The following is an 18,602-nucleotide window of genomic DNA, read 5'->3' as shown; positions in this document are numbered from 1 at the left end:
GATGGGCTCTTGCATTTTTCGAGCGTAAACGTTTTCGTTCATGCACTGGGATTCGAGCGGCAGGAGCTCGGACCGATCCCTGCTGGGAGGGAGACGGACACATGGCGATGAGCAGCGCCCGCAAGGGTTGGGCGGCTGTCGGCCTGGCTGCAAGCGTGTCGCTCGTCCTGGCCGCGTGCGGCGGCGACGACGGCGACGACGACACCGCGGGCGGCGGCGACACTGGCGGAGGCGACGCCGACTGTGCCTTCGCGGAGGACTACGGCGACCTCGAGGGCACTCAGGTGAGCGTCTACAGCACCATCGTCGCGCCGGAGGACGCGCCCCTCGAGGCGTCCTTCGACACGTTCGAAGAGTGCACGGGCATGACGGTCGTCTACGAGGGCTCGGACGAGTTCGAGGCTCAGCTGCCGGTGCGCATCCAGGGTGGTTCGCCGCCCGATCTGGCGATCATTCCGCAGCCGGGTCTGCTGGCCACGCTGGTCCGCGACTACGACGCCGTCATCCCGGTGCCGGACGACGCCCGGGCGAACGTCGAGGCGTCGTTCGACGCGGCGTGGATCGATTACGGCACCGTCGACGGCACGTACTACGGCACGCCGTTCGGCGCGAACGTGAAGTCGTTCGTCTGGTACTCGCCGTCGGCCTTCGAGGAGGCCGGCTACGAGATCCCCGAGACCTGGGACGACCTGATCGCACTGTCCGATCAGATCGTCGCCGACGGGGGCATGCCGTGGTGTGCCGGCTTCGGCTCCGGCGACGCCACCGGCTGGCCGGGCACCGACTGGGTCGAGGAGGTCATGCTCCGCACCGCCGGCATCGACGTCTACCGGCAGTGGTACGAGCACGAGATCCCGTTCAACGACCCTCAGGTGGTCGAGGCGTTCGACACCGTGGGCGAGATCCTCAAGAACGACCAGTACGTCAATGGCGGCCTGGGTGACGTCTCCAGCATTGCCACCACGCGGTTCGAGGACGGCGGCCTGCCGATCCTGCAGGGCCAGTGCTGGATGCATCGCCAAGCGTCGTTCTACCAGGCGAACTGGGGCGACGGCGTCGAGGTTGCTGAGGATGGCGACGTGTACGCCTTCTACCTGCCTGGGATCGACCCCGCGCAGGGCAACCCGGTGCTGGGCGGCGGCGAGTTCACCGCAGCGTTCACCGAGCGTCCCGAGGTCCAGGCCTTCCAGACCTACCTGTCCAGCGACCACTGGCATGCAGAGCGGGCCAGCAAGGGCAACTTCGTGTCGGCCAACAAGACGGTGCCGGTCGACGCGTACGACAGCCCCGTCAACCAGCTGTCGGCGGAGATCATCCAGGACCCCGAGGCGGCCTTCGGATTCGACGCGTCGGACCTGATGCCGGCCGAGGTCGGGACCGTCGCGTTCTGGACCGGGATGGTCAACTGGATCACCGGCGCCAGCACGCAGGAGACGGTCGACGCGATCGAGAACGCCTGGCCGTAAAGGGGTGAGCCACGGGCGAGCGGGTGCTTCGCCGGTTGTCAGACGCCGGCTCCGCATCCCGCTCGTCCGTGCTCGTCTCCATGCCCCTTGTCGTCTGCATCTCGAGGTGGTGACACGTGGACAACTACGAGAAGCTCGGCCAGATGCTCCTGGCGATCGCCCTGTTCGTCGCGTTGATGGGCGTGATCCTGCTGGTCACCGGCCGGGCTCGGCGCAGAGCCGATCTCTGGCAGTCGCTGGCGTTCGTGGCGCCGGCGCTGCTGCTCCTGATCGTCGGGCTGGTCTATCCGGCCATCCGGACCGGCTACCAGTCGTTCTTCGACCGCACGAGTGAGAACTTCGTCGGCCTGGACAACTACGACTTCGTCTTCACGAACGAAGCGATGATCACGGTGCTGCGCAACACTGCGATCTGGGTGTTCCTGACGCCCCTCCTGTCGACGTTCATCGGACTGGTCTACGCGGTCCTCGTCGACCGCAGCCGGGTCGAGGCCGCCGCCAAGGCGGTCATCTTCCTGCCGATGGCGATCTCGCTGGTCGGCGCGTCGATCATCTGGAAGTTCGTCTACGAGTACCGGCCGGACCAGCAGGGCATCGAGCAGATCGGCCTGCTCAACCAAGTACTCGTCTGGCTGGGCGCCGAACCACGGCAGTTCCTCATCGGCGAGCCGTGGAACACCCTGTTCCTCATCGTGATCATGGTGTGGGTCCAGGCCGGCTTCGCGATGACCGTCCTGGCGGCGGCCATCAAGGCGATTCCGGCGGACATCACCGAGGCGGCCCAGCTCGACGGCCTGACCGGCGTGCGGATGTTCCGCTACATCACGGTGCCGAGCATCCGGCCGGCGCTGGTCGTCGTGCTGACGACGATCGCGATCGGCACGCTCAAGGTCTTCGACATCGTCCGGACCATGACCGGCGGTCAGTTCGGGACCAGCGTCATCTCGTACGAGTTCTACACGCAGGGCTTCCGGACGCTGAACACCGGCATCGCGTCGTCGCTGGCCGTCGTGCTGTTCGTGCTGGTGGTGCCGATCGTCGTCTACAACGTCCGGCAGATGCGAAAGGCGGAGTACCGATGAGCGGCGCCGTCATCCCGACCCCGGCCGTCCAGGAAGAGCTCGCGGGCGGCGAGCCGGCCACCATCTCCGGCCGCGCGCGCAAGCGCCTCACGTCCCGCTGGGCGTCGCTGGCCGCGCTGATCATCGCGGTGCTGTGGACGATCCCGACGTTCGGCCTGCTGCTGACGTCGTTCCGGCCGGAGCAGTCGCTGAAGACCACCGGCTGGTGGACCTGGTTCACCAACCCGGAGCTGACGCTCGCCAACTACGACGAGGTGCTCTACGGCGGGACCGCGCTCTCGACGTATTTCATCAACTCGATCGTCATCACGATCCCGGCGGTGGTCATCCCGGTGACGATCGCGTGCCTCGCGGCCTACGCGTTCGCGTGGATGAGGTTCCCGTACCGCGACACGCTGTTCGTCGCGGTGTTCGCCCTGCAGATCGTGCCGCTGCAGATCGCGCTGATCCCGCTGCTGCGGCTGTACGTCGACACCGGCCTGCACGGAGCGGGGTCGTTCTGGCCGCTGTGGATCTCGCACACGATCTTCGCGCTGCCGCTGGCGATCTTCCTGCTGCACAACTTCTTCAAGGAGGTCCCGGCCGAGCTGGTCGAGGCGGCGCGGGTCGACGGCGCGGGACACGTCACGATCTTCCTGCGGATCATGCTGCCGCTGGTCACGCCGGCGATCGCCGCGTTCAGCATCTTCCAGTTCCTCTGGGTCTGGAACGACCTGCTGGTCGCGGTCACGATGGTCGGCGGCACGCGGGACGTGGCGCCGCTGACGGCCCGCCTCGCCGAGCTGGCCGGCAGCCAGGGCACGGAGTGGCACCTGCTCACGGCGGGAGCGTTCGTGTCGATCGTCATCCCGGTGATCGTGTTCCTGTCGCTGCAGCGGTACTTCGTCCGCGGATTGCTCGCGGGTAGCGTCAAGGGGTGACCCTGGACCCGACCGTCGCCGAGAGATCGAAACGATGACCGGAATCGTCGACGTCGCCGCCCGAGCCGGGGTCTCGGTGGCGACGGTGTCCCGGGCGCTGCGCGGGTTGCCGGGGGTGTCCGCCGCCACCCGGCAGGTCGTGCAGGACATCGCGGCCGAGCTGGGCTACGTCGCGTCGCCCAGCGCGGCCGGCCTGCCCACCGGCCGCACGGGCGCCGTCGCGGTCGTGTCGCCGGTGGCCCGCGGCTGGTACTTCACCGCCGTTCTCGAGGGTGCGCAGGAGGTGCTGGCGCAGCACGGCTACGACGTCCTGCGCTACGACCTGTCCGAGGTCGAGACCAACCGGCGCAAGGTGTTCGACACCCAGCTGCTGCGCAAGCGGGCCGACGGCCTGCTCATCATGAGCCTGCCGCTGGACGCCGACGAGGTCGCCGCGCTGCACGCCATGCACCGTCCGGTCATGGTGGTCGGGCCGATCGTGCCGGGCATCCCCACGGTCCGCGTCGACGACGTCGAGGTGGGCCGGCAGGCGACGCGGCACCTGGTCGAGCTGGGCCACCGCAGCATCGCGTTCGCCGGCGGCGACCCCGACGACCACCTCGGCTTCCCGGTCTCGCCGGACCGCCGCCTCGGCTACGCCGAGGTGCTGCGCGAGGCCGGGGTCGAGCCCGACCCTCGGCTCACGGTGCCCGCCAAGTTCACCGTCGAGGCCGGCATCGCCGCGTATGAGGAACTGCGGGCCCGCGACGTCCGGCCGACGGCGCTGTTCGCGGTCTCCGACGAGGTCGCCATGGGCGTCATGTACGCCGCCCGGCAGCAGGGCGTCCGGGTGCCCGAGGACCTCTCCGTCGTCGGCGTCGACGACCACGATCTGTCCTGGCTGTTCGGCCTGAGCACGGTCAAGCAGGACGTCCGCGAGGAGGGCCGGGTGGCCGCGACGGCGCTGGTCGAGTGGCTGCGCTCCGGCGTCGACAGCGAGCCGTCGGTCACCACCGTCCCGACCCGGCTGATCGTCCGCACCAGCGCCGCGCCGCCGCGCTGATGCCGTCAGTGCCGCGGCCCGTGCACGGGCGGGGCCGCGGCCGTGTCGTTGGCGATCTTCATGGCGTCGTCGTAGCCGCTGAAGCCGGTGACGGCGACGACCGGGCCGAAGATCTCCTGGAAGATCCGCATCGAGTTGTCGCCCTCGAAGATGGTCGGCTGCACGTAGTAGCCGCCGGACAGGTCGCCGCCGAGGTCGGCCCGCTCGCCGCCGGTGAGGACGCGGGCGCCCTCGGCCTTGCCGATCTCCAGGTACCTCAGGATCTTCTCCAGCTGGTCGTTGCTGGCCCGGGCGCCGATCATCGTCTCGGTGTCCAGCGGGTCGCCCTGCTTGTCGGCGCGGTGTACCGCCGGGTCGACCCGGGCCTGCCCTACGATCCGGCGGCCACGACCGCATCGCGCCCGAGCAGCTGGAGGAGCTGCTCTCCGGCCTCGGTGACGTGGTCGAGCCGCAGGTGGGAGCATCACCGTGGACTACGCGACGATCGTGCTCACGGCCACGACGCCGAGCAGGTAGAACGCCGTCGTGGTCTTGCGTACGTAGTCCTGTCAGGACGTCTCATTCCCGTGATAGGTAAGAAACCGTGACAGAGAACACGCCGGAGACCCCGGCCATCCCACCCACTCCGTTCCATGACCTGGACGCCTACGTGGCACTGCCGCGGACTGGCGGGTTGACGCTGTCGCCTGACGGCACCCGCCTGGTGACCGCCGTGTCCACGCTGAGCCCTGACAGCACCAAGTACGTCACCGCGCTGTGGGAGGTCGACCCCGCCGGCGAGCGTCCGGCCCGGCGCCTGACCCGCAGCGCCAAGGGCGAGAGCGGCGCCGCGTTCCTGCCCGACGGCTCGCTGCTGTTCGGCTCGGGCCGCCCCGACCCGTCCTCCTCCGGAGACGCCGACGACGCCGTTCCGCTGTTGTGGCTGCTCCCGGCCGACGGCGGCGAGGCGCGCGTCGTCGCCAAGCGGCCCGGCGGCGTCGGTGGCGTGGTCGTCGCGCGCGAGTCCGGGACCGTCGTGGTCGCCTCCAGCACCTTCCCCTCGTCGACCGACGTCGAGTCCGAGGCGAAGCGGCGCAAGGAGCGCAAGGAGAAGAAGGTCGCCGCGATCCTGCACGAGCGCTACCCGGTGCGGTACTGGGACCACGACCTCGGTCCCGACGCCCCGCGGCTGTTCGCCGGCACGCTGCGCGACGGCGAGTCGCCGCTCGACGATCCCGCGGTCGAGCTGCGCGACCTCACCCCCGACGCCGGCCGGGCGCTCGACTCGTCCGCGTTCGACGTCAGCCCCGACGGCTCCACCGTCGTCGCGCTGTGGAACATGCCCGAGCGCGGCGGGTTCCGTCAGGCGCTGGTCCTGATCGACGTCGCGACCGGTGAGCGGCGCGTGCTGGCCGACGAGGCCGAGCACGAGTTCGACGCCCCGAGGTTCGCTCCTGACGGCGCCGCCATCGCGGCCATCAAGGGCCGCCGCTCGACGCCCACCGAGCCGGTCGACCAGGAGCTGGTGGTCATCACCGTCGCCGACGGCGCCGTCCGATCGCTGACCGCCGACTGGGACCGCTGGCCGGGCGCCCCGGTGTGGACGCCCGACGGCTCGGCCATCCTGTTCGCCAGCGACGACGACGGCCGGGCGCCGGTCTTCCGGGCCGACCTCGCCAGCGGCGAGATCACCCGCCTCACCGCCGACGACTTCGCCTACTCCGACCTCGTGGTCTCGCCCGACGGTCAGACGCTCTACGCCATGCGCACGTCCTACCTCGAGCCGCCGCGGCCGGTGCGCCTGTCCGCCACCGCGGCCCGGCAGGACTCCGAGCCGCTGCCGGCGCCCGCGCCGGTGCCGGAGCTTCCCGGCACTCTCACCGAGATCGAGACGACGGCGGCAGACGGTGTTCGAGTCCGGGCCTGGCTTGCGCTGCCCGAGGGCGCGTCCGCGACCAGCCCGGCGCCGCTGCTGCTGTGGATCCACGGCGGCCCGCTCGGGTCGTGGAACGCGTGGTCGTGGCGGTGGAACCCGTGGCTGGCCGTCGCCCAGGGCTATGCCGTCCTGCTGCCCGACCCCGCCCTGTCGACCGGCTACGGCCTCGACTTCATCCGCCGCGGCTGGGGTGCGTGGGGCAAGGCGCCGTTCACCGACCTCATGGCTGTCACCGACGCCGCGGTCGCCCGCGACGACGTCGACGAGACCCGCACCGGGGCCATGGGCGGCTCGTTCGGCGGTTACATGGCCAACTGGGTGGCCGGCAACACCGACCGCTTCGACGCGATCGTCACCCACGCCAGCCTCTGGGCCCTCGACCAGTTCGGCCCGACCACCGACGCCGCGTTCTACTGGGTCAAGGAGATGTCGGCCGAGATGGCGGCGGCCAACTCGCCGCACAACCACGTCGACTCCATCACCACGCCCATGCTCGTCATCCACGGCGACCGCGACTACCGGGTCCCCATCGGTGAGGCGCTGCGGCTCTGGTTCGAGATCGCCTCCCGGGCCCAGGGCGAGGACGGCGAGATGCCGCACAAGTTCCTGTACTTCCCCGATGAGAACCACTGGATCCTCTCGCCGCAGCACGCGAAGGTCTGGTACCAGACGGTGTTCGCCTTCCTCGCGCACCACGTGCTCGGCAAGGACTGGGAGACGCCGGCGATCCTCACCTGACCGCCGGCGCCCCCGCATTCGTCAGCGCGCGCTCGCCCTGCCCACCTCTGGCGGGGCGAGCGGCGAGTGCGCCTCGGCGTACCGCCACAGTGCGTCGCCGCCGTTGAAGAGGCTGCGATCCTGGTCGCGGGCATCGAACAGGGCAGTGAAACCGGGCGTCGCGTTCTTGGCGAAGAAGTTGTTCGCCAGCGTCGCCACCCGGTAGTCGCCGCCCGGACGCAGTGGCCGGCCGTCGATCCGCACCGAGCCGGGCACCACGCGCCGGCCCAGCGGCCGCGTCGAGTCGTAGGTGTAGGTCACGTTGCCCGACACCGCCATCGACCTGAACGTGACCGTGCCGTTCGGCCCCGCCTGCCACTGGCTCTCCAGCAGGTCGAGCACATCCCGCCCCGTCACCGTCCCGCGGACCAGCCCGACGCCGATGCCGGAGTCGTAGACCACGCCGACCGCGAGCTCGGGGAACAGCACCCGCCCCGGCGCGTCGCCGGGCCGCGTCGGCGTCGGGGCGTAGGTCAGATCGGCCCGCAGGATGCCGGGCATCGCCACCGCGAGGTCCGCGGCGCCGTCCTGGTTCGCCGCCCACAGGAACGCGTCGGCGGCCAGGTTGTACGCCGGCGACTCGGCCGCGTCGCCGGGCGCCCGCCGGATGTCGCCGGTGATGGTGGCGACCTCGGCGGCGTTGCGCTCGGCCAGCTGGGCCCGCCAGTAGCCGGCGATCCGCGCCGCCTCCGGGTCCGGCGCGACGTCCTGCGTGTTGGGGTGCAGGTCGGACGTGGTGCGGTCGCGCACGACGTCGCCGGTGTCCGCGTCGAGTTCGAGGCCGATCTCGCTGATCAGGTGGCCATGGTTGCCACCCTGCACGATCGGCCGCGGCACGCCGTCGGGGTCGGGCAGGAAGCAGTTGGCCATGCCGTGCCAGTGCCCGGTGACGATCGCGTCGACGGCCGGGTCGATCTCGCGATTGAAGTCGACGGCCGGGCCGAACGGCGCGACGCAGTCGTCGTAGCCGGCGCCGGCCTGCTGCGAGAAGCCCTCGTGCAGCACGACGACGATCGCCTCGACGCCCTGGCCGCGCAGGGCGGCCGTCGCCGCGTTGATCGCGGCCACCTCGGGCGCGTAGTCGTAGCCGGCCGGGGTGTACGACATCTGCTCGCTCGACGTCAGCGAGGTGGTCGCGTGCACGAACCCGATCGGCAGCGTGCCGCCGGCGCCGTCGTCGACGTACTGAATGTGCGACGGCGACAGCGCGGGCTCACCGGTCGCGCGGTCGATGAGGTTCGCCGAGTAGTAGTCGTACTCCGCGCCGTCGAACACCCGGCCGGTCGAGTCGGTGAAGCACAGGTCGTCGTCCGGGCGGCCCTCGCAGGTGCCGTTCCGCAGGTGGTCGAGGAACGCGAAGCCGCGATCCATCTCGTGGTTGCCGACAGTGCTGAACTCCAGCCCGATCGCGTCGAGGTACTCGATCGTCGGCTCGTTCCAGAAGAACTCGGTCTCGTCCGGCCAGCCGGAGAAGTCGTCGCCGGCGGAGAACAGGATCGAGTTCGGCTGCCCCGCGGCGAGCTGCTTCAGGTGCGTCGCCAGGTACACGCCGCCGCCGACGGTCTGCGCGGGGTCGCCGGCTTGCGCGCCGCGGATGCTCGCGGTGTAGTCGCCGAAGTAGCCGTGGAAGTCGGTGATCGACAGCAGCTGGACGGGGACGGTCTCGGCGACCGGCTGGTCGGCGGTGGCGGCCGGCGCGACCGCCCCGGTGAGGGCCAGCGCCGCGGCGGCGGTGAGGACGGTGGTGCGGCGCATCAGCGGCTCCCGATTCGCTCGACGTCGATCCGGTCGAGGTTGAAGTTCTGGTAGGCGTCCGGGTCGATCCGGACGGTGAACGCGTGCACGCCGCGGTCCAGGACGACCTCGCCGACCGGCTGCGTCATGAAGAGGTTGTGGCCGGTGGTGGTCCGCACGTCCACCGGGCCGAGGCTCGCGCCGTCGTCGAACTCGAGCGTGAAGCGGCCGGCCGGGCGGTACGGCGACGACACCCGCGCGGTGACGGCGTACCGGCCCGGCACCCGCACGTCGACGGAGTAGCGCATCCACTCGCCGCCGCGGATCCAGCAGACGACGATCGCGCCGCCGTTGTCGCAGACGTCGACGCCCTCGTACTCGCGGGCCGCGCCGCCACGGTTCTCGACGTCCTGGTCCGCGTAGCCGACGCCGAGCCCGGCGGTCGAGTAGTCCTCGGCCTCGACCCGCACCACGTCGCGCGGGAGCGCCGGCCAGTCCCTGCCGGCGTCGCGCGCGGCCAGCCAGTCGACCAGCTGGTCCTGGTCGTCGGTCTGGATCATCGACGCGCCGTGCCGCTCGACGACGGACTCCCAGCCCTCGGCCGGGTCGGCCAGCGACCTCTCGTCCGTGTACCCGGCGGCCAGGCCGTACCACATGGTGTTGACCCACACCCGGGCGTCCTCGCGGATCCCGGCGACCGCGGCCGGCTGGATCTGCGGGTCGGTCAGCCGGTCGAACACCACCTCGTACGCCTGTGGCCGGCCGGCGCCGTCGGTGAAGGCGCCGATCGACGCGGCGTTGCCGTCGTTGACCACGTGCGTGTACAGGATCTCCGGGTCGCGCGCGAGGAACTGCTCGACCTCGTCCACCGGGGCGCTGCTCTTGAAGATCGCGTTGCGCAGCGTGCCTGTCTCGGTCAGCAGCTCGTACTCCTGGTCGCGGAACGGCCAGCCCTTGTCGAGGTTGACCATCGCCCGGTCCTTGACGACGGCCAGCGCCTCCTCCAACGTGGGCACCTGGTGGTCGGTGACGGCGGCCTGGGCGCCACCCAGGTGCTCCTTCAGTCGCAGCGCCTTGATCTGGGCGAGGGTGAGCGACGAGACCGCGCCCGTGCCGTTCGTGGTCCGGTCGACGGTGGTGTCGTGCATGAGCACGAGCTGGCCGTCCGCCGTCCGCTGCACGTCGATCTCGACGACGTGCGCACCGCGCTCGATCGCCTGCTCGACGGCGGCGATCGAGTTCTCCGGCGCGCCGCGCCAGTAGCCGCGGTGCGCGATCACCATGACGCCGGCATCCGGCCCGTGCTCCAGGTACAGCTCGTGGATCGCGTCGATCCCGCGGACCCGGCCGGTCGGCTGGGCCGCCACGGTGGTCTGCTCGGGTGCACTCGGCGGTGGCGCGTGGTCGTCCGCGCGGACGAAGCCGGCGACCGTCAGCGCGACCGCGGCGGTGGTGACCGCCGTCGTCCTCAGGGTGCTGGGCATGGGGTTCTCCCGATGGGGTGGGGGTGAACCACCCACTCTCGGGCGGGAAGGTGTGCGGTGATGGGCCACTCGGTGACGCCCGCCCGTCGCGCCTGTGAAGTCGGTCGCCGCCCGACGCACGAAGGGGACCGGCTACCTCCTGAGTGCTGAGGCCACCGGAGAGCCGCTCCCACAGCCCGCCCGGTAGCCATCTCTGGACTACGCCGGGCGGATTCCCGTTGTAGTTAGCCGACTAGAACGACGGTCGGACATCAGAACGGTCAACAGATGGGCTTGGAAGCGGTCGGGGTAGGCGCTCCCACGCCGGCGATCCCCGGCTCTTGATGCCCAGCGCAACGACGATCGGCGGGCTACCAGGGTCGAGCGCCCAGTCGGGCGTCAGGGACACTTGTCATGTGAGAGGACGAGCGCGAGTCCGCGCGCCAGAGTTGGTCGGGCGCGGAGGATGGATCAACACCGGCGGCGAGGAGCTCAGGCTCGCAGACCTCCGTGGTCGATGGATCATCCTCGACTTCTGGACCTTCTGCTGCATCAACTGCCTGCACGTGCTCGACGAGCTGCGGCCGCTGGAGGAGCAGTACGGCGACGTGCTCACGGTGGTGGGCGTGCACTCGCCGAAGTTCGTGCACGAGGCCGAGCACGAGGCCGTCGTCGCGGCGGTGGAGCGGTACGGCGTGCATCACCCTGTCCTCGACGACCCGGATCTGACGACGTGGCAGAACTACGCCGTCCGGGCCTGGCCGACGCTGACGCTCGTCGACCCGGAGGGGTACGTCGCTGCGCAGTTCTCCGGCGAGGGCCACGCCCACGCGCTCACCGCGATCCTCGACGAGCTGATCCCGGCGCACGAGGCCAAGGGCACGCTGCGCCGCGGCGACGGCCCCTACATCCCGCCGGAGCCGGTGCCCACCACGCTGCGCTTCCCCGGCAAGGCCATCGTGCTGCCCGGGGGCACGTTCCTGGTCAGCGACACCGGCAACCACAGCCTGGTCGAGCTGGCCGACGACCTTGAGACGGTGGTCCGGCGCATCGGCAGCGGCGAGCGCGGCCTCGTCGACGGCGGCCCGGGCGAGGCCCGCTTCAGTGAGCCGCAGGGCCTGACGCTGCTGCCGTCCGAGCTGCGCCCGCACACGGGCTACGACGTCATCGTCGCCGACACCGTCAACCACGTGCTGCGCGGCGTCCGGCTGGCCGACGGCCACGTCACGACCATCGCCGGCACCGGCACGCCGTGGATGCAGGGCGATCCCAACGGCGACGACGTCAGCGGCGACCCACGCGCCATCCCGATGTCGTCGCCGTGGGACGTCGTCTGGTCGCCGGCCGACACCACCGTCGTCGTCGCGATGGCGGGCATCCACCAGCTCTGGGCGTTCGACCCGAAGGAACCGTCCATCCACGTGCTGGCCGGCACCACGAACGAGGGGCTGGTCGACGGCAAGCCGCGCGACGCCTGGTTCGCGCAGACGTCCGGGCTGACGGTCACGACCGACCACACGCTCTGGCTGGCCGACTCCGAGACGTCGGCGCTGCGGTCGATCCACGACGGCGTCGTCGAGACCGCCGTCGGCACCGGGCTGTTCGATTTCGGCTTCCGCGACGGCCCGGCCGGACAGGCGCTGCTGCAGCATCCGCTGGGCGTGACGGCGCTGCCGGACGGCTCGGTCGCGATCAGCGACACCTACAACAACGCCGTCCGCCGCTTCGACCCCGCGACCGGCGAGGTGAGCACGCCGGCCACCGGCCTGCGCGAGCCGAGCGGCGCCGTCGTCGACGGCGAGTTCCTGGTGGTGGTCGAGTCCGCCGCGCACCGGCTCACCCGGGTTCCGCTCGGATCGGCGGCGACGGCGTCCGGCTCGGCGCACCGGACCCAGCGCCCGGCTCTCGACGTCGCACCGGGCGAGGTCGAGCTGGTCGTCGTGTTCGACCCGCCGCCGGGGCAGAAGCTGGACGAGCGATACGGCCCGGCCACCCGGCTGGCGGTGTCGTCGACGCCCGCGCCGTTGCTGACCGGCGGGGTGGGCCGCGACACCGCGCTCGCCCGTCGGCTGACCATCGCGGCCGACGGCTGCAGCGACGGCGCCGGCGTCCTGCACGTCGCCGCCATGGCCGCGTCCTGCGACGACGGCGGCGAGAACGCCGCGTGCCACATCCACCAGCAGGACTGGGGCATCCCGGTCCGCGTGGTCGACGGCGGCACCAGCCGCATCGAACTCGTGCTCTCCGGTGGCTGACCTGCACTGACGATCGACCCTTCAGGGATCCTGAAGGTACCGCTAGAATTTTGGTCATGCGACCAAGAAATGGGGCGGCCAACCAGAAGGGCCGTTCCTTCATCGAGGCCGCACGCCGCGACCAGATCGTGCAGGCCGCCATCGAGACGCTGTCCGAACTGGGGTATGCGAAGTCGTCGTTCGCCCGCATCGCCGAGCACGCCGGCATCAGCGCCGGCCTCATCTCGTACCACTTCGACAACAAGTCCGAGCTGTTCCAGCAGGTCGTCGCTGATATCAACGCGCTGATGGACGGCTGGCTGACCGAGCACATCGGCGAGGCCGCCAGCTACCGCGAGGCCCTGCAGCGGCTCATCGAGGGCTTCGTGCTGTTCTGCGACTCCCACCGCGCGCACGTGCTCGCGCTCGGCCAGGTGCTGGCCGGCGTCGGCGGGCAGGAGAACGGCGAACTGGTGCGGTCGCAGCGCGAGCAGTCCGTCGGCCAGATCGAGCAGATGCTGCGCGAGGGCCAGGAGCACGGCGAGTTCCGCGACTTCTCGCCGCGGCTCATGGCGGTCACCCTGCTCGGCAGCATCGAGGCCATCCCGGCCGAGCTGTTCGCCCGTCCCGGCACCGACGTCGCCGCCTACGCGAAGGAGCTGTCCATGACGTACGACCTCGCCGTCCGCCGGTCGCGCCTGAGCCGGATCACCCGTGGCTGAGCAGCCGATCGCCCTGCGCCCGCCGGAGCACCGGGTCGAGCGGCGCGCCATCGGCCTGTGGGCGCTGCAGTCGCTCATCGGCTTCGCCGTGCTGGCCGGCCTGCTGACGGCGGCCTACCTGATCTTCGACGGCGCGCGCTCCTGGCTCGGCCCGATCCTCGTCGTCGTGGTGGTCTGGGGCGCCGTCGTCACCGTCGTCATGCCGCTGTGGCGCTACGCCGTCCACCGCTGGGAGGTCACCGAGGACGCCGTCTACGCCGTCTCCGGCTGGATCGTCCGCGAGTGGCGGGTCGTGCCGCTCTCGCGCATCCAGACCGTCGACACCATCCGCGGGCCGCTCGAGCAGGCGATGGGCCTCGCCACCCTGGTCGTCACCACGGCCTCGTCGCGCGGCGCGGTCAAGATCCCCGGCATCGACGCGCAGGTCGCCGCGCGCGTGGCGGACGAACTGACGAAGATCACCCAGCGCACTCCCGGCGACGCGACATGAGCACCGAGCCGGCCGTCACCGACACCCCCGACCCCGCCTCCGACGAGCCGTGGCAGCGGCTCGACACCCGCGTCGTCTGGGTCGACGCCGCCAAGACGCTGCTGTCCATGGTCCCGGCCGGCATCGCCATCGCGTTCTTCGGCGCCGAGATCAACTGGGGCACCATGGCCCCCATCCTCGCTGCCACGGCGTTCGGGGTGCTCGGCGGCATCGCCGACCTGCTGCGCTGGGTCAAGACCCGCTACCGCATCACCGACCAGTACGTCGAGCGGCGCACCGGACTGCTGGTGCGCCAGCACCGCTCCATCCGCCGCGACCGCATCCGCAGCGTCGACACGTCGGCGAAGCTGCGGCACAAGCTGGCCGGCCTGCGCGTCGTCACCGTCGGCGCCGGTCAGCACAGCGCGGCCGGTGAGGCGGCGCTGGTGCTCGACGCCGTCCGCACCGAGACCGCGCTGCGGCTGCGGCAGGACCTCCTCTACGGCGCCACACCGGCGGCACCGGCGGAGGCCGCGCCTCGCCGGGAGCAGGCGGACGGGCAGGTGCTGGCCCGGCTGGAGCGGTCCTGGGTCCTTTACAACATGTTCAGCATCTGGGCGTTCCTCATGGCGGCCGGTCTGCTGTGGGGCACCTACTGGCTGCTGCGGATGTTCGGCCTCGACCCGGAGGGCTTCGTCCAGGGCCTGGCCGACTGGGACGCCATCGGGACCGCGTGGACCATCGTCATCGCGGTGGCCGCGGTCGGGGTCGTCGGCGTCGCCGGGCTGGCGGTCGCCTTCGTCACCGAGAACTGGCGGTTCGTGCTGCAACGCGTGCCCGGCGAGCGCGGCACCGTTCTGCGCACCACCCAGGGCCTGCTCAAGACCCGGGAGGTCAATCGCGACGACAACCGCCTGCGCGGCGTCCAGATCGCCGAGCCGCTGCTCTGGCGCTGGATCGGCATGGCCGACACCACGGTCGTCTCGACCGGCCTGAGCATGTGGAGCACGACGCCGTCGGCGCAGATCCTGCCGCGCGGGCCCGTCTCCGTCGCCCGCCGGGTCGCCGCCGAGGTGCTCGAGACCACCCCCAGTCCCGTCGACCGGCCGCTGCGTACCCACCCGCGCCGTGCCCTGCGCCGCCGGGCGGGCTGGGCGCTCACCACCACCGCGGTGGTCACTGGGCTGCTGGCCTGGCTGACCACGCTGATCGACGGGTTGCCCGACGGCGTCTGGTTCGCCGGGCTGGGGGTACTGCCGGTGGGCCTGGGGCTGGCCGTCGTGGCGTACCGCGCGCTCGGGCACACTGTCGCCGACGGCTACCTCGTCGTCCGATCCGGCGCCTGGGCCCGCACCACCGCGGCGCTGCAGAGCCGCGCCGTCGTCGGTGTCACGTTCCGGCAGTCGCTGTTGCAGCGGCGGCTGGGACTGGTGACCGTCGAGGCGACGACGGCGGCCGGCATGGGCGGGTACTCCGCGCTCGACGTCGCGGCGGCCGATGCCGTCGAGCTGGCCGACGCCGCGGCTCCCGGGTTGCTCACCCCGTTCCGGGTGGCGACGGCGGCCGCCGCGGACGATCCCGTGGCGGCTCAGGCGCGGCCGTAGACGTGGTCGACCGGCACCCGGAGCAGCACCCGCTCGTCGCGGACCATAGCGGCGCGGAAGTCGTCCCAGTCCGGGTGCTCGCCGCGAGCGTCGCGGTAGTGCTCGACCAGTGCCTCGACGGTGTCGTCGTGCGGGTCGCGGGCCACCGGGGTCAGCTGCGCCAGCCCTTCCGCGGCCACCCACGAGCCGCCGTCCGGCGAGGTCACCTCGAGCGTCGTCCGGGGGTCGCGGCGCAGGTTGCGGGTCTTGGCCAGCGGATCGCGGACGGACACGCGGATCAGGTCCGAGCCGAGGTCGTAGACGTAGGTCACCACCGACACCTGCGGCCGGCCGTCGCGCTTCACGGTGGCCAGCACGCCGAGGCGGTGTGCGGCGAGGAGTTTGCGGAGGGAGTCGTCGCTCATGTGGCGACCAACGTGCGAGCCCGCCGCTCGCATTCCGGCGGGGTGATGAGCGTCTCCGTCGTCCGAGGTGTCCCGCGGGACGGAAACCGGTAGACTGAGGGCCAAGCCAAGGCCTCGTGTTCTCAGCGAGGCCTGATTTGTGCCCGAATTCTGTGACGGTGGAACGTCGAGGGAAAGTCGGGTACCCCGCGCCCTCGAAGGCTCACCGTGCGTCCGCCCGCTTGCGGACGCGCTGGGGTGCGCGCCCGCGCTCTACCGATTCGGAGCACTGTGACCTCGTACGACTCTGCCAGCACTTCGGCTGGCACCGACTCCCGTTCCTCCTCCGGCTACCGCCAGCAGTCCGACCGCCGCGGCGGTCCGCGTCGCGAGGACGGCGGCCACCGGCGTGAGGGTGGCTACCGTCGCGAAGGCGGATTCCGCCGCGACGGCGAAGGCCGCCGGCCGTTCCGCGGCGACCGCCGCCAGGGTGGCCGTCCGAACGACCGCCGTTCCTTCGACCCCGCCCGCCGGGCCGCCATCGAGGCGTTCGACCCGGCCGGCTCGGCGTTCTCCGGCATGGGCGTGCCGGACCGTGTCGTGAAGATCCTCGGCGTCGACGGCATCGTCGAGCCGACCCCCGTCCAGGCAGCCGTCATCCCCGACGCCGTCGCCGGCCGCGATGTGCTCGGCCGCGCCCGCACCGGCTCCGGCAAGACGCTGGCGTTCGGCCTGCCCGTCCTCACCCGTCTCGACGGCGCGCGCAGCGAGCCGAACCGCCCGCGGGCGCTCATCGTCGTGCCGACCCGCGAGCTGGCCGGTCAGGTCACCACCGCGCTCGAGCCGCTGGCCGAGGCGCTGCGGCTGCGCATGGTCACCGTCTACGGCGGCGCGCCGTACGACCGGCAGATCCGCCGGCTCGACCGCGGCGCCGACATCGTCGTCGCCACCCCGGGCCGGCTCAGCGACCTGATCGAGAAGGGCGTCTGCAAGCTCGACGACGTCGAGGTCGTCGTCCTCGACGAGGCCGACCACCTGTGCGACCTCGGCTTCTTCCCGGTCGTCGACGAGCTGCTCGCGGCCACGCCCGAGGGCGGGCAGCGGCTGCTGCTGTCGGCCACCCTCGACGGCGACGTCGACAAGCTGGTCCGCCGGCACCTCAACGCCCCGGCCAAGCACGAGATCGACCCCGACGCCGGCTCGGTCACGACGATGGACCACCACGTGCTCGTGGTCGGCCCGTACAACAAGCTCGAGGTCATGACGGAGCTGATGCGGGCCAACCCGCGCAGCATCGTCTTCACCCGCACCAAGGACGGCGCCACCCGGCTGGCCGAGGACCTCGAGGACGCCGGCGTCGCCGCGGTCGACCTGCACGGCGACCTGTCGCAGCGGGTCCGCGAGCGCAACCTCGACCGCTTCCGGTCGGGCCGGGCGAAGGTGGTCGTCGCCACCGACGTCGCCGCCCGCGGCATCCACGTCGACGGCGTCGGCATGGTCGTGCACTTCGACCCGGCCGGCGAGCCGAAGTCGTACCTGCACCGCTCCGGCCGCACGGCCCGCGCGGGCGCCACGGGGGCCGTCGTCACCGTCGCCACGCCGCGGCAGGTGCGCGGCCTCGGTGAGCTGTTCCGTCGCGCGGGCGTCACCGCCAAGAACGTCGACGCCCGCGCTGTCGAGGGCCCGATCACGCCGACGGCGCTCGCCGACGCCCCGGCCATGGCGCCGGAGCGCGAGCGGCCCCGCTCCGGTGGTGGTGGCCGTCCGAACCGCTCGGGTCGCCCGTACAAGGGTGGCGGCGCCGGCCGCGGCCGCCCGTCGGGTGGGTACCGCCGCCGCGACTGACACACCGTCACACCACCGCACGGCACCACGACGCGCCGTCGCCGCCCGCACCGGGCCGCGGCGGCGCGTCGCCGTGAATGACCACGTTAAGTGGGTTTCTGCTCGCTTCCCCAGGCATGCATGCATGGTGAAGCGGGAGCGGCCGTGCTGAACGTGATCAACTCCGCCGGGGTCAGGGGGCGAGCAGCTCCGCGCGCACGTCGCGCCGGGTGGCGGCGACGTGTTCGCGGGCCAGCTGGCCGGCCGCCGCGCTGTCGCGCCGCCGGATCGCGTCGACCAACGCCTCGTGCTGCCGCCGTGAGGTGTCCTGCCGCTGCGGCGGGACCGTGGAGAAGTAGAACCGCGCCCGCATGCTCAGCGTGCGCACGAACCCGGCCATGAGGTTGTTCTGCGAGCAGTCGGCCATGGCGCTGTGGAACTCCGCATTGATGCGGGCCAGCTCGATCGGGTCGGTGGAGTGCCGCTGCCGGGCGAGGACGTCGTCGAGGATGGCCAGCTGCTCGCCGGTGCGCCGCTCGGCCGCCAGCGCCGCCGCATGCGCCTCGAGGAAGGTGCGGCTCTCGAAGAGGTCGGCCAGCTCCTGCTCGCTGCGGCCGCGGACGAACGCGCCCTGGTGCGGCCGGAACTCGATCCAGCCGTCGACGCCGAGGGCGCGCAGCGCTTCGCGGACCGGGATGTGGCTGATGCCGAGCTGCTTGGCCAGGCCGTCGGCGTTGAGGTGCGCGCCGGGTAGCAGCACCCCCTGAAGGATGGCCTCTTCCAACAGGTCGCGTACGTGCGGCGCGGTGCGTCCGGCGCGTTGCATGCGATTCAGCGGTGCGAGGCCGGCGATGCCGGTGATCACGGCGCCCGTGGACACGATGCAACTCCCTCCGCGCGAACAGCGAGATCCTATCTGATCGTCCGCTCGACTCAGAGTGTCGAGGGCCGACAACAACGCAGATCA

The 18,602-nt window shown here is 71.6% G+C and carries 14 protein-coding genes and 1 pseudogene; 10 read left to right on the top strand and 5 right to left on the bottom strand.

Translation table 11 applies throughout. The features are described from left to right. Positions 1-101 precede the first annotated feature (101 nt). The 4 genes from DZA62_RS04945 to DZA62_RS04930 all read left to right on the top strand — a co-directional run bounded on the left by DZA62_RS04945 (position 102) and on the right by DZA62_RS04930 (position 4,510). The gene (locus tag DZA62_RS04945; protein ID WP_116947690.1) at positions 102-1,466 is read left to right on the top strand and encodes an ABC transporter substrate-binding protein; all 1,365 of its coding nucleotides are present in this window, start codon (positions 102-104) and stop codon (positions 1,464-1,466) included. Positions 1,467-1,609: 143 nt separating this feature from the next. Further along, positions 1,610-2,548, top strand: coding sequence for a carbohydrate ABC transporter permease (locus DZA62_RS04940; RefSeq protein WP_116948133.1), 939 nt, complete (start codon positions 1,610-1,612; stop codon positions 2,546-2,548). Then, on the top strand, positions 2,545-3,468 hold the full coding sequence (locus DZA62_RS04935; protein WP_116947689.1) for a carbohydrate ABC transporter permease: 924 nt from the start codon (positions 2,545-2,547) through the stop codon (positions 3,466-3,468). The genes DZA62_RS04940 and DZA62_RS04935 overlap by 4 nt, the downstream gene beginning before the upstream one ends. Positions 3,469-3,502: 34 nt before the next feature. Further along, complete coding sequence (locus DZA62_RS04930) at positions 3,503-4,510, top strand: LacI family DNA-binding transcriptional regulator (RefSeq protein WP_116947688.1); 1,008 nt, start codon at positions 3,503-3,505, stop codon at positions 4,508-4,510. 41 nt (positions 4,511-4,551) lie between these two features. Here DZA62_RS04930 and DZA62_RS37145 read toward each other — a convergent pair. Further along, positions 4,552-4,851 (bottom strand): annotated as a pseudogene (locus tag DZA62_RS37145) (aldehyde dehydrogenase family protein); the annotation flags it as partial. 242 nt (positions 4,852-5,093) lie between these two features. Here DZA62_RS37145 and DZA62_RS04920 point away from each other — a divergent pair. Further along, positions 5,094-7,163 (top strand): prolyl oligopeptidase family serine peptidase, encoded by a 2,070-nt coding sequence (locus DZA62_RS04920; RefSeq protein ID WP_232827261.1) that lies wholly within the window; start codon positions 5,094-5,096, stop codon positions 7,161-7,163. A gap of 21 nt (positions 7,164-7,184) precedes the next feature. Here the strand turns inward: DZA62_RS04920 and DZA62_RS04915 are convergent, their stop codons facing one another. Both DZA62_RS04915 and DZA62_RS04910 read right to left on the bottom strand, forming a co-directional pair. After that, positions 7,185-8,957, bottom strand: a complete 1,773-nt coding sequence (locus DZA62_RS04915; protein ID WP_116947687.1) for a bifunctional metallophosphatase/5'-nucleotidase — start codon at positions 8,955-8,957, stop codon at positions 7,185-7,187. After that, entirely contained in the window at positions 8,957-10,420 is a 1,464-nt protein-coding gene (locus tag DZA62_RS04910) for a glycerophosphodiester phosphodiesterase family protein (RefSeq protein ID WP_116947686.1), read from the bottom strand. The genes DZA62_RS04915 and DZA62_RS04910 overlap by 1 nt, the downstream gene beginning before the upstream one ends. Positions 10,421-10,815: 395 nt before the next feature. On the opposite strand from DZA62_RS04910, the gene DZA62_RS04905 reads away from it, so the two are divergent. From DZA62_RS04905 to DZA62_RS04890, 4 genes are read left to right on the top strand one after another with little or no spacing between them, the layout of a single operon-like run. Beyond that, a complete protein-coding gene (locus tag DZA62_RS04905) occupies positions 10,816-12,654 on the top strand; it encodes an NHL domain-containing thioredoxin family protein (protein ID WP_232827260.1) in 1,839 nt (612 codons plus the stop codon). 56 nt (positions 12,655-12,710) lie between these two features. Continuing rightward, positions 12,711-13,355 (top strand): TetR/AcrR family transcriptional regulator, encoded by a 645-nt coding sequence (locus tag DZA62_RS04900; protein ID WP_157987483.1) that lies wholly within the window; start codon positions 12,711-12,713, stop codon positions 13,353-13,355. Next, a complete protein-coding gene (locus DZA62_RS04895; RefSeq protein WP_116947683.1) occupies positions 13,348-13,845 on the top strand; it encodes a PH domain-containing protein in 498 nt (165 codons plus the stop codon). Before DZA62_RS04900 ends, DZA62_RS04895 begins: the two co-directional genes overlap by 8 nt. Next, complete coding sequence (locus DZA62_RS04890; RefSeq protein WP_116947682.1) at positions 13,842-15,428, top strand: PH domain-containing protein; 1,587 nt, start codon at positions 13,842-13,844, stop codon at positions 15,426-15,428. Before DZA62_RS04895 ends, DZA62_RS04890 begins: the two co-directional genes overlap by 4 nt. Here DZA62_RS04890 and DZA62_RS04885 read toward each other — a convergent pair. Continuing rightward, positions 15,413-15,832: a PPOX class F420-dependent oxidoreductase gene (locus DZA62_RS04885; RefSeq protein ID WP_198663432.1), complete on the bottom strand. Its 420-nt coding sequence runs from the start codon at positions 15,830-15,832 to the stop codon at positions 15,413-15,415. The two genes, DZA62_RS04890 and DZA62_RS04885, sit on opposite strands and share 16 nt — an antisense overlap. 270 nt (positions 15,833-16,102) lie before the next feature. Between DZA62_RS04885 and DZA62_RS04880 the strand changes: the two genes are divergently transcribed. Continuing rightward, positions 16,103-17,656, top strand: a complete 1,554-nt coding sequence (locus DZA62_RS04880) for a DEAD/DEAH box helicase (RefSeq protein ID WP_198663431.1) — start codon at positions 16,103-16,105, stop codon at positions 17,654-17,656. Positions 17,657-17,828: 172 nt separating this feature from the next. Here DZA62_RS04880 and DZA62_RS04875 read toward each other — a convergent pair whose 3' ends face one another. Then, complete coding sequence (locus DZA62_RS04875; protein WP_116947680.1) at positions 17,829-18,515, bottom strand: GntR family transcriptional regulator; 687 nt, start codon at positions 18,513-18,515, stop codon at positions 17,829-17,831. Positions 18,516-18,602: the final 87 nt, after the last annotated feature.

The organism is Jiangella endophytica (assembly GCF_003427025.1).
Classification (GTDB): domain Bacteria; phylum Actinomycetota; class Actinomycetes; order Jiangellales; family Jiangellaceae; genus Jiangella; species Jiangella endophytica.
Note: the sequence above shows the minus strand (reverse complement) of the source record. Positions and strands in the feature narration are given on the sequence as shown.

Bases quoted from the DNA above. Each gene is read 5' to 3' on its own strand.
- DZA62_RS04945 (WP_116947690.1), top strand. From the start codon at position 102: ATGGCGATGAGCAGCGCCCGCAAGGGTTGGGCGGCTGTCGGCCTGGCT.
- DZA62_RS04940 (WP_116948133.1), top strand. From the start codon at position 1,610: ATGCTCCTGGCGATCGCCCTGTTCGTCGCGTTGATGGGCGTGATCCTG.
- DZA62_RS04935 (WP_116947689.1), top strand. From the start codon at position 2,545: ATGAGCGGCGCCGTCATCCCGACCCCGGCCGTCCAGGAAGAGCTCGCG.
- DZA62_RS04930 (WP_116947688.1), top strand. From the start codon at position 3,503: ATGACCGGAATCGTCGACGTCGCCGCCCGAGCCGGGGTCTCGGTGGCG.
- DZA62_RS04915 (WP_116947687.1), bottom strand. From the start codon at position 8,957: ATGCGCCGCACCACCGTCCTCACCGCCGCCGCGGCGCTGGCCCTCACC.
- DZA62_RS04910 (WP_116947686.1), bottom strand. From the start codon at position 10,420: ATGCCCAGCACCCTGAGGACGACGGCGGTCACCACCGCCGCGGTCGCG.
- DZA62_RS04900 (WP_157987483.1), top strand. From the start codon at position 12,711: ATGCGACCAAGAAATGGGGCGGCCAACCAGAAGGGCCGTTCCTTCATC.
- DZA62_RS04890 (WP_116947682.1), top strand. From the start codon at position 13,842: ATGAGCACCGAGCCGGCCGTCACCGACACCCCCGACCCCGCCTCCGAC.
- DZA62_RS04885 (WP_198663432.1), bottom strand. From the start codon at position 15,832: ATGAGCGACGACTCCCTCCGCAAACTCCTCGCCGCACACCGCCTCGGC.